Genomic DNA, 9,737 nt, shown 5'->3' with positions numbered 1-9,737 from the left:
TTAGGCAAGACAGCCAGCGAATCGTGCTAACGAGCCGCCTTCCCTTGCGTAGATGATGGTCGTAACGCTATGGGCCGGGCGACCGGGTGTCGAGGTGCGCCGCTTAGCCGCTGCTACTTTTCCAAGATGACCTACCGGCACTCGAATGTCGGAGTCCCAATACATCATCGTGATGAGCAGGTGAGCCATGGAATTGCGAATTAACCAGAAAACCTACCAGGTCGACGCCGAAGCCGACACGCCGCTGCTGTGGGTCATCCGCGATGACCTGGGGCTGACCGGCACCAAGTACGGCTGCGGCCTGGCGCAATGTGGCGCCTGCTCGGTGCTGGTGGATGGCAATGTGGTGCGCTCCTGCGTCACGCCGGTGGCCGGGGTGGTGGGGCGCGAGGTCACCACCATCGAGGCGATCGAGGCCGACGAAGTGGGCAAGCGCGTGGTCGCCGTCTGGGTCGAGCACCAGGTGGCCCAGTGCGGCTACTGCCAGTCCGGCCAGGTGGTCGCCGCCACCGCCCTGCTGAAGAACAACCCCAAGCCCGATGACGGGCAGATCGCCGCTGCGATGGTGAACCTGTGCCGCTGCGGCACCTACAACGCCATCCAGGCCGCCGTTCACGATCTGGCCGCCAACCTGGCCACGCCCGCCGCGCCTGCCGGGGGGAACGCCTGATGAGTGCCCGTATCGAGAGCGATGTTTCGGCGCTGGGTGAACCCATCAACCTTTCCCGCCGGCGTTTCCTGATGGCCTCGGGCACGGTAACGGGCGCCCTGGTGCTGGGTTTCGCGCTGCCTTCGGGGTCTGCGCGGATGCAGGCGATGGCCGCGGAAAGCAAGGCGGCCGGCACCCAGGTGGGCGCCTTCCTGGAGATACGCCCGGACAGCACCATTCGGCTTCTGTGCCCCTTCATCGAAGGCGGACAGGGCACCTACACCGCCATGGCGCAGATCGTCGGCGAGGAGCTGGACGCCGATCCCTCGACCTTCCTGGTCGAGAGCGCGCCGCCCGGCGAGGCCTACGTGGTGATGGAGAATGGCATGCGCATCACCGGCGGCAGCATGTCGGTGCGCATGAGCTACCCGACCATGCGCCGCCTCGGCGCGCTGGCGCGGGCCATGCTGTTGCAGGCCGCCAGCGCGCGGCTGAACGTCCCCGTGGCGGCGTTGACCACCGAGCCCGGCCGCGTGCTGCACCCGGCTTCGGGGCGCTCGCTGACCTATGGCGAGCTGGCTGCGGATGCCCTCGACCTGCCCGTGCCGGATGTCGACAGCGTCACCCTGCGCGATCCCGCCCAGTTCCGCTGGATCGGCAAGCCGGTGCGCCGCCTGGACGCCTACGACAAATCCACCGGCAAGGCCCTGTACTCCATCGACATGCAGGTGGACGGCATGCTGCACGCCGCGGTGCAGCACGCGCCGCGCCTGGGAATGACGGTGGGTGAGCTGCGCAACGAGGCGCAGGTCAAGGCGATGAAGGGTGTGCATTCGGTCCATCGCCTGCCCGGCGCCGTGGCGGTGGTCGCCGAGCGCTGGTGGCACGCCAAGCGCGCGGTCGAAGCCATCCAGGTGGACTGGCAGGAGGCCGCCACCGATGCGAGCGGGCGGGTGATGCCGGCGGACTTCTCCACCGTGGCCTACCGTGAGCGCCTGGCCAACGAACCCGGTCCGGGACGTGAAGCCGAGAAGCAAGGCGACTTCGCCGGCACCCTGGCCAAGGCGGCCACCAAGGTCGAGGCCACCTACCACAACCAGTACCTCAATCACGCGCAACTCGAGCCACCGTCGGCGCTGGCCCGCTTCAACCCGGACGGCACGCTGGACATCTGGCTGCCCAACCAGGCGCAGGACATGTTCCTGGCCGATATCGCCAAATGCGCCGCCATCGACCCCTCCAGGATCAATCTGCATAGCCCGTTGCTGGGCGGTTTCTTCGGCCGGCACTTTCTCTACGAGACCGCCAACCCGTACCCGCAGGCCATCGAGCTGGCCAAGGCGGTCGGCCGGCCGATCAAGCTGATCTGGAGCCGCGAGGAAGAGTTCCTGCGTGACGCGTTGCGGCCCATGGCCGTGGTGAAATTCCGTGCCGCGCTGGACGACAAGGGCCTGCCCGTCGCACTGGAGGCGGTCAGCGCCACGGAGGGGCCGACCGAGTCGCTCGCCGGCAAACCGGGCGACCAGCCCGACCCGACGGCGCTCGAAGGCCTGGCTGGCAAGTCCTATGCGATCCCGCACCGGCGCATCGCGCAGAACTATGTCAAAGGCCCGGTGGTGCTCGGCTACTGGCGCTCGGTGGGCAATTCGCTCAACGACTTCTTCTACGAGGCGTTCCTCGATGAACTCGCCGACAAGGGCGGGCAGGACCCGTTCGAGCTGCGCCTGCACCTGCTGCGAGACAACCCGCGCCTGACCCACTTGCTGCAGAGCGTCGGCGAGCTGTCCGGCGGCTGGAAGCGCGGCCCCTTCACCGCCGAGGATGGCTCGCGGCGCGCGCGGGGCGTGGCCATGGCCTCGCCGTTCGGCACGGAAACGGCGGTGGTCGCCGAAGTGTCCATCGAGAACGGGCAGGTGAAGGTGCATGACATCTGGCAGGCCATCGATCCGGGCAGCATCGTCAACCCGGCCATCGTCGAGGCGCAGGTGAATGGGGCGGTGTCGCTGGGCTTGTCCCAGGCCCTGGTGGAGGAAGCGGTGTACGTCGACGGCAAGCCACGCGGACGCAATTTCGATCTGTACCCGATCCTGCCGCCCGCGCGCATGGCGCGGGTGCACGTCAAGGTGATCGAAAGCGGCGCCAAGATGGGCGGGATCGGCGAACCGCCATTGCCGGCCGTGGCGCCCGCGGTGGCCAATGCGGTGGCGCGGCTGACCGGCCAGCGCATTCGCAGCATGCCCTTCTCGAGCTACACCTTCAGCCAACCCGCCTGACGGAAAGACCTGCCCATGAGCACACGGCCCTACACCAAAATCGCCGGCGCAGTCGTCCTGGCCGGCCTGGTTCTGCTGGCGCTGCTGGTCTGGTACGGCACGCGCGTGCCGACCTCGACGCTCGCCGACGCCCGAAGCGACACGCCGGACGCCGCGCTCATCCAGCGCGGCGAGTACGTGGCGCGCGCCAGTGACTGCGTGGCGTGCCACAGCCTGCCGGACGCGGCGCCCTTCGCTGGCGGTCTGAAAATGGCCACGCCCCTGGGGGCCATCTACGCCACCAACATCACCCCGGACGGTGCGACCGGCATCGGTGGCTACAGCCTGGCCGACTTCGACCGCGCGGTGCGCCATGGCGTGGCCCCGGAGGGTCGCCGCCTGTATCCGGCCATGCCGTATCCGTCGTACTCCAAGCTCAGCGATGACGATGTGCGTGCGCTCTACGCCTTCTTCATGCACGGCGTCGCCCCGGTGGCGCAGGTGAACAAGCCCAGCGAGATTCCCTGGCCGCTGAACATGCGCTGGCCCATCGCGTTGTGGAACCAGGTATTCACCGAGCCCGGCAGCTTTGCCGAACAGCCCGGGCAGAACGCGCAATGGAACCGCGGCGCCTACCTGGTCCAGGGCGCCGGCCACTGCGGCAGCTGCCATACCCCGCGCGGCCTGGCCTTCAACGAGAAGGCCCTGAGCGAATCCGGCGAGCAGTACCTGGCCGGCGCGCTGCTGGATGGCTGGTACGCCCCCAGCCTGCGCAACGACCCCAATACCGGGCTGGGACGCTGGAGCGAGGCGGATATCGCGCAGTTCCTGAAAACCGGGCGCAACGCGCATGCCGTGGTGTTCGGCTCGATGACCGAGGCGTTCAACAACTCCACGCAGTACCTGGGTGACGACGACCTCGCCGCCATCGCCCATTACCTCAAATCCCTGCCGGGCGACCCGCAGCGCGACGGGCAACCCTGGCAGTACGAAGTCGCGGACGCCTCGGCCTTTTCCAGCCCCGGCGGGCACCTGTACTTGACGCAGTGCGCCGCCTGTCACGGCCAGGACGGCAAGGGACAGGCACCCTGGATACCGCCGCTGGCAGGCGCGACGTCGGCGCTGACCACGGCGCCGGATTCGGCCATCAACATCAGCCTCAACGGCTCGCTGCGGGTAGTCAGCGCCGGCGTGCCGGACGCGTATCGGATGCCGGCGTTGCGCGGGCAACTGTCGGATCAGCAGATCGCCGACGTGCTGTCGTTCGTGCGCACCACCTGGGGCAACCGGGGCGGCAAGGTCGACCCGCAAGCCGTGGCCAAGCTGCGCGCGCACACCGATCCGGCCAGCCCCACGCCGATCGTTCTGCACATGCGCTGAACGGCGGAGGCCCGATGGAAAGTATCGATCTGTTGGTGCTGCGCACCGCCCGCGACTGGTTGCGCGCGGGCGAGCGCGTGGTGCTGGTCACCGTCGCCCGCACCTGGGGTTCCTCGCCGCGGCCGGTGGGCTCGATGATGGCACTGCGCAACGACGGGCGCGTGGTGGGCAGCGTGTCCGGCGGCTGCATCGAAGACGACCTGATCCAGCGCTACACCACGGCCAACGGCGCGGCGGGGTTGCCGCAGCAGTTACCCGAACGGGTTCGCTACGGCGTCAGCGCCGACGAGGCGCATCGTTTCGGCCTGCCGTGCGGCGGCACGCTGGAACTGGTGATGGAGTTCATGCCGGCCGTCGAACCCCTCGAGGAGCTGCTCGCCCGGCTGGAGGCGGGCCAGCTGGTGCGTCGCCAGCTTGACCTGAGCACCGGGCAGGTCAGCCTGGAAAACACCGCGACGCCCGAGCAGTTCAGCTTCGATGGCCAAAGCATGAGCAGCACCCTGGGGCCGGGCTATCGCATGCTGCTGATCGGTGCCGGCGCGCTGGCCGAGTACCTGGCCGTGATGGCGCAGTTCAACGGCTTTCAGGTGACCCTCTGCGATTCACGCCCGCAGCACCTCGAGGGCTGGAGCGTGCCTGGCGTGGAGCGTATCCGCGCCATGCCGGACGACGTGGTCCGGACGTTCGCCGCCGACGTGCGCAGTTGCATCATCGCCCTCACCCACGACCCCAGGCTGGACGACCTGGCGCTGCTTGAGGCCCTGCAGGGGCCGGCGTTCTACATCGGCGCCATCGGCTCGCGGCGCAACAGCCAGGAGCGGCGGCGGCGCCTGATCGAGCACTTCGGCGAGACCGAGCAATCGCTGCGACGCTTGCGCGGGCCGATCGGCCTGTACATCGGCAGCAAGACGCCACCGGAGATCGCCGTTAGCGTGATGGCCGAGGTACTGGCCGCGAAGAATGCCGTGGCACTGCCGGACGAGCTTTCCATCAGCCAGGCAAAGGCCCGCGACGACGTGCAACGCTGCGCCTGACCGGCAGTGGCGCGTACGCCGCACCCGTTCTAAATCTGATCGGCGCTCCAGGCGGCGAAGTGGTGCTCCCCTGACAATCCGCTAATGCCCCCCGCACCCGCATCCCGACGGATGCCGGGCGGGCGGTGCCGGCCGCTCGGTGCGTTCGGCGCGATGGGTGAGCAGCGTCGGCAGGAAATTCACCTGGCGCGTCGCCGGCCCCTGGCAGTGCGCGCAGCGCGCCTCGGCGTCGCGGTCGGCCACCGCGCGGCGCTCCTCGAAGAGGCCGCAGCGTTCGCAGCGGTACTCGTAGATCGGCATCGCGGCCTCCCCCTTACCAGTATTTGCCCAGTTCGCCGCGCGGGACGTAGCGACCCTGGCCGGTCTTGCCGACCCACTGGCCGTCGTCGACCAGCAGCTCGCCGCGCAGCAGCACCTTCTTCACCTTGCCGTGCACGTGGTGGCCCTCGAACAGGGTGAAGTCGCAGTCGCTGTGCTGGGTGGCGGCGCTGATGGTGTGCGCCTCGTTGGGGTCGAAGATGACGATGTCGGCGTCGCTGCCGACGGCGATGGTGCCCTTGCGCGGGAACAGCCCGAAGAGCTTGGCCGGCGCGGTGGACATCAGCTCGACGAAGCGATTGAGCGAGATCCGTCCATTGCGCACGCCGCCGTCGTAGACCACGGTCATGCGCGTTTCCACACCCGGCACGCCGTTGGGGATCCTGGAGAAATCGTCGCGGCCCAGCGGCTTCTGGTTGACCTTGCCCAGATGCCCTTCCTTCAGGCAGTACGGGCAGTGGTCGGTGGAGACCAGTTGCAGGTCGTCGGTCTTCAGCGCGGTCCACAGCGCGTTCTGCGAATCCTTCGAGCGCAGCGGCGGGCTCATGACGAAGCGTGCGTGTTCGTAGGTGTCCTCGGCGTCGCTCGCGGCATAGGCCGAGTCGTCGAAGAACAGGTAGTGCGGGCAGGTCTCGGCGAACACCGGGATGCCCAGGTCGCGGGCCTCGACGACGTGCTTGAGTGCCTCCTTGGCCGACAGGTGAACGAAGTACACCGGCGCCTCGGCCAGTTCGGCGAGCTTGATGCCGCGATGGGTCGCCTCGCCTTCGAGGATCGCCGGACGGGTCAGCGCGTGGTGGCGTGGCGACGTGTGCCCCTGGGCCAGCGCCTCGCGGATCAGCAGGTCGACCACGGTGCCGTTTTCCGCGTGCAGGGCGATCATCCCGCCGTGCTGGCCGACCATGCGCATGGCCTGGAAGATCGCCGCGTCGTCGGACATCACGGTGCCGGGATAGGCCATGAACATCTTGAAGCTCGACACCCCCTCGTGACGGATGGCATGGCGCATGTCGGCCAGTACCTGCTCGTCGACCTGGGTGACGATAACGTGGAAACCGTAGTCGATGCTGGCGGTGGAGGCGGCCTTGGACTGCGCGCGCTCGATCGCCTGCAGCGGGCTTGTGCCGGGAATCTGCAGGGCGAAGTCGATGATCGTGGTGGTGCCGCCGTGGGCCGCCGAACGCGTGCCGGATGCGAAGTTGTCGGCGGTCACCGAGGGGCCGAAGGTGTTTTCCATGTGCGTGTGGCAGTCCACGCCACCGGGGAACACCAGCATGCCGGCCGCGTCGATCACCCGCGTGTCGCTGCCGGCCGGCAACTGGCGGCCGATGGCGACGATCTGCTCGCCGTCCACCAGGATGTCGGCCGTGTAGTCGTCGACGGCGGTGACGATGCGGCCACCACGGATAAGGGTCAGAGACATGCTTCACTCCGGTCTGCTTGGGCGTTGTTGGCGAAGGCGCGGGCATGCTCGAGGGCAGCTTGCAGGCGCTGGTACTGGAGGCTGTCGATCAGCGGCACCGGCGGGCGCATGGCCGCGCTGGGGAAGTGCCCGAGCATGTGCAGGCAGGCCTTGAGACGCGCGTTGGCGTGGGTGCCGGGGGCGGTGCCGTAGATCGCCCTGGCCAGCGGATAGACGTGTTCGTGCAGGCGCTGCGCCTCGCCGAGGTCCTTCGCCGCCACCGCGCGGTAGAGCGCGACGACCAGTTCGGGAACCACGGCCGCGAGGCTGACCAGGCTGCCTTCGGTGCCGAGGGCGAAACAGGTGAACAGGTGCTCGTCACCCGAGGCCATCACCGCCACGTGCGGCGCGACCTCCTTCACCAGCCGGCGGTTGGCGTCGTAGGCGGCGGTTTCCCAGCTGCCCTCCTTCACCGCCACCACCTCCGGCAGCGCCACCAGCGCGGCGAGGATCTGCGCGGTGTAGGCCATGCCGCCGGTGCCCACGCCGGCCTGGTAGAGCATCAGCGGCAACTGCGCGTTGGCATTGGCGATGCGGTGGTGATTGACCACCGTGGCGAGGTCGGTGGACAGCGTCCAGGAGTACGGCGGGAACAGCAGGATCGAATCGGCGCCAGCCTGTTTGGCATCGTCGGCCTGGGCCTGGGCGTCGTAGCTGTCCTCGGAGTTGACCCCGGCGACGATGATCGAGTCGGCCGGGCAGACCGCGCGGGCGATCTCCACCACGCGGCGCTTGTCCTTGCGCGAGAGGGCGAAGTTCTCCCCGGCGTGACCGTTGATCAGCAGCCCGCGGATGCCGTCGACCCGGGCGATCTCGCCCATGTGCCGCGCCAGGCTGTCTTCGTCGAGCAGGCGTCCGTCGTTGTCCATCGGGCACAGCGTGGCCGCGTAGATGCCGTGGAAGGGATGTGGCTGGAGTGGGCTCATGCGCATCGTCTCAGTGGGTCTGTGCGGGAACGCCCGGCGTTGCAAGCAGCCGGGCCGGATCGAAAAGGGGCATTTCCGGCGTCTCGCCGAGGATGCGCTGGGCCAGCAACTTGCCCATGTAGGGGCCGCTGGTGTAGCCGGAATGCACGCAGCCGATGACGTAGGCCTCGTCGAGCCCGGGCAACGCGCCGAGCATCGGCATGGCGTCAGCGGTTTCCGATTCCAGGCCCAGCCAGATGCGCGCCACGCGAGCGTCGGCGAGCGCCGGGATGACGTGCTGGGCCAGGCGCAGGTTGCCGATCAGGTTCGCCGGAATGGTCTCCACGCCGCCGCGCTCGCGGTCGCCGAGGCCCTGCCAGCCGCCACCGATGAGCACGCTGCCGTTGGCGAACTGCTTCATCGAGAGCAGCCCGCTGGCGATGCTCAGCACCGTGCGCATCACCGGCGGCATGCGCTCGGTGACGATCAGCTGGTTGATCAGGGTCTTCACCGGGATGTGTACGTCGAGCAGCGCCAGCAGCGGCTCCAGCCAGACGCCGCCCGCCAGCACCAGGCGCGTGGCGTCGAAGCTCACGGCGCCGTCCAGGCCGTGCACGCGGTAGCCGCCGGCGAGGCGCTGGACGCGCGTCACCGGCGTCTGCTCGACGATGCGCACGCCGGCGGCGCTGAGCGCGGTGTGGTAGGCGCGGCCGGTCAGGTAGGCGCTGGCGAAGCCGTCAGTGGTGCAGTGCGCGGCCTCCAGCACGGCCGGATTGAGGCCGGGCTCGATGGCGCAGGCGGCGGCTGGATCGAGCAGGTCGATCTGCGCGCCGTATTCGCGGCGGGCCGCGGCGCGGGCGGCGAGAATCTCCCGCTCGTTGTCGGTGAAGGCCAGCGACAGGCCCGGCGCGGGGGTGGCCAGCACGCCCTGGCCGAGCCAGGTTTCGGGGTGCATCCACATGCTCCACGCCTGGATCGCGTAAGGCACCAGCGCGGCGCGGGTCATGTGCAGGGTCAGGGTTCCGGCATTCACCCCGGAGGCGCTGCGGCACAGCGCGTCGCGCTCCACCAGCACCACGCGCATGCCGGCGCGGGCGAGGAACAGCGCGGTGGTGCAGCCCATCACGCCGCCGCCGACCACGCAGACGTCGAAGCCCTGGGAAATGTTCGAGGAAGTCATCACAGCGGCGCCGCCTTGGGGATCGGAATGTCGGCGTAGACGAACGCGCCGGTCAGCGCGCCGACGGTCATCGGCCGCAACGGCGTGCGCGCGGAGAAGATGCCGACGGCCTCACGCGGCACGTCCAGCCGGGTCGCCAGCAGTTCGGCGGCGACGTCGCCGCAGGTGCGGCCCTGGCACGGGCCCATGCCGCAGCGCGTCCAGGCCTTGAGCTGGTTGACGTCACGCGCGCCGGCGTCGCAGGCGGCGTCTATTTCGCCACGGGTGACGTCTTCGCAGCGGCAGATGATAGTGTCGGCCGCGATGCCTTGCACATGGCCCTCGCGCAGCGCCATCAGGCGCGCCATCGCATGGCCGAAACCTGCGGCGCGGGCGTGGCGCCGCTGCGCCTGGCCCAGCGCCGGGTCGAGCGACCCGGCCGCCGCGCCCAGCTCGCCTGCACATTCGAGACCCCCCAGCGTCCCGCGTTCCGCAGCGGCCGCGGCACCGGCTATGCCCGCGGCGTCGCCGACGCCATAAAGCCGCGCTCGGCAAGTGCGCCCGCAATCATCGCGGAC

At 69.2% G+C, this 9,737-nt stretch carries 10 protein-coding genes; 5 read left to right on the top strand and 5 right to left on the bottom strand.

Features of this window, described 5'->3' with window-relative positions; translation table 11 throughout:
• Positions 1-187 precede the first annotated feature (187 nt).
• Genes B3E91_RS19260 through B3E91_RS19245 form a run of 4 tightly spaced genes read left to right on the top strand, consistent with a single transcriptional unit; the run spans position 188 to position 5,315 of the window.
• Positions 188-670 carry a (2Fe-2S)-binding protein gene (locus tag B3E91_RS19260; protein WP_090223668.1) on the top strand — a complete coding sequence of 161 codons (483 nt, stop codon included), beginning with the start codon at positions 188-190 and terminating at the stop codon, positions 668-670.
• Complete coding sequence (locus tag B3E91_RS19255; RefSeq protein ID WP_287031033.1) at positions 670-2,922, top strand: xanthine dehydrogenase family protein molybdopterin-binding subunit; 2,253 nt, start codon at positions 670-672, stop codon at positions 2,920-2,922. Before B3E91_RS19260 ends, B3E91_RS19255 begins: the two co-directional genes overlap by 1 nt.
• Positions 2,923-2,937: 15 nt before the next feature.
• Complete coding sequence (locus B3E91_RS19250; RefSeq protein WP_287031032.1) at positions 2,938-4,281, top strand: c-type cytochrome; 1,344 nt, start codon at positions 2,938-2,940, stop codon at positions 4,279-4,281.
• 14 nt (positions 4,282-4,295) lie between these two features.
• Positions 4,296-5,315, top strand: coding sequence for an XdhC family protein (locus tag B3E91_RS19245; RefSeq protein ID WP_287031031.1), 1,020 nt, complete (start codon positions 4,296-4,298; stop codon positions 5,313-5,315).
• Positions 5,316-5,396: 81 nt separating this feature from the next.
• Here B3E91_RS19245 and B3E91_RS19240 read toward each other — a convergent pair whose 3' ends face one another.
• From B3E91_RS19240 to B3E91_RS19220, 5 genes are read right to left on the bottom strand one after another with little or no spacing between them, the layout of a single operon-like run.
• Complete coding sequence (locus B3E91_RS19240; protein WP_287031030.1) at positions 5,397-5,615, bottom strand: FmdB family zinc ribbon protein; 219 nt, start codon at positions 5,613-5,615, stop codon at positions 5,397-5,399.
• Positions 5,616-5,628: 13 nt separating this feature from the next.
• The gene (hydA, locus tag B3E91_RS19235) at positions 5,629-7,056 is read right to left on the bottom strand and encodes a dihydropyrimidinase (RefSeq protein WP_090223697.1); all 1,428 of its coding nucleotides are present in this window, start codon (positions 7,054-7,056) and stop codon (positions 5,629-5,631) included.
• Positions 7,047-8,021, bottom strand: coding sequence for a dihydrodipicolinate synthase family protein (locus B3E91_RS19230; protein WP_090223699.1), 975 nt, complete (start codon positions 8,019-8,021; stop codon positions 7,047-7,049). Before B3E91_RS19230 ends, hydA begins: the two co-directional genes overlap by 10 nt.
• A 10-nt stretch (positions 8,022-8,031) precedes the next feature.
• Positions 8,032-9,180, bottom strand: coding sequence for an NAD(P)/FAD-dependent oxidoreductase (locus B3E91_RS19225; RefSeq protein WP_287031029.1), 1,149 nt, complete (start codon positions 9,178-9,180; stop codon positions 8,032-8,034).
• Positions 9,180-9,527: a (2Fe-2S)-binding protein gene (locus tag B3E91_RS19220; RefSeq protein ID WP_287031028.1), complete on the bottom strand. Its 348-nt coding sequence runs from the start codon at positions 9,525-9,527 to the stop codon at positions 9,180-9,182. The genes B3E91_RS19225 and B3E91_RS19220 overlap by 1 nt, the downstream gene beginning before the upstream one ends.
• Before the next feature lie 3 nt (positions 9,528-9,530).
• Between B3E91_RS19220 and B3E91_RS19215 the strand changes: the two genes are divergently transcribed.
• Positions 9,531-9,737: hypothetical protein (locus B3E91_RS19215; RefSeq protein WP_287031027.1), on the top strand; the 207-nt coding region annotated here is incomplete at its 3' end.

The organism is Pseudomonas sp. UBA6310, assembly GCF_002438225.1.
In the GTDB taxonomy this organism is placed as follows: domain Bacteria; phylum Pseudomonadota; class Gammaproteobacteria; order Pseudomonadales; family Pseudomonadaceae; genus Pseudomonas_O; species Pseudomonas_O kuykendallii.
This window is presented reverse-complemented; position numbering and strand designations above follow the sequence as displayed.

Excerpts from the sequence above, each read along its gene's own strand:
- B3E91_RS19260 (WP_090223668.1), top strand. The coding sequence starts at position 188 with ATGGAATTGCGAATTAACCAGAAAACCTACCAGGTCGACGCCGAAGCC.
- B3E91_RS19255 (WP_287031033.1), top strand. The coding sequence starts at position 670 with ATGAGTGCCCGTATCGAGAGCGATGTTTCGGCGCTGGGTGAACCCATC.
- B3E91_RS19250 (WP_287031032.1), top strand. The coding sequence starts at position 2,938 with ATGAGCACACGGCCCTACACCAAAATCGCCGGCGCAGTCGTCCTGGCC.
- B3E91_RS19245 (WP_287031031.1), top strand. The coding sequence starts at position 4,296 with ATGGAAAGTATCGATCTGTTGGTGCTGCGCACCGCCCGCGACTGGTTG.
- B3E91_RS19240 (WP_287031030.1), bottom strand. The coding sequence starts at position 5,615 with ATGCCGATCTACGAGTACCGCTGCGAACGCTGCGGCCTCTTCGAGGAG.
- hydA (WP_090223697.1), bottom strand. The coding sequence starts at position 7,056 with ATGTCTCTGACCCTTATCCGTGGTGGCCGCATCGTCACCGCCGTCGAC.
- B3E91_RS19230 (WP_090223699.1), bottom strand. The coding sequence starts at position 8,021 with ATGAGCCCACTCCAGCCACATCCCTTCCACGGCATCTACGCGGCCACG.
- B3E91_RS19225 (WP_287031029.1), bottom strand. The coding sequence starts at position 9,180 with ATGACTTCCTCGAACATTTCCCAGGGCTTCGACGTCTGCGTGGTCGGC.
- B3E91_RS19220 (WP_287031028.1), bottom strand. The coding sequence starts at position 9,527 with ATGGCGCGCCTGATGGCGCTGCGCGAGGGCCATGTGCAAGGCATCGCG.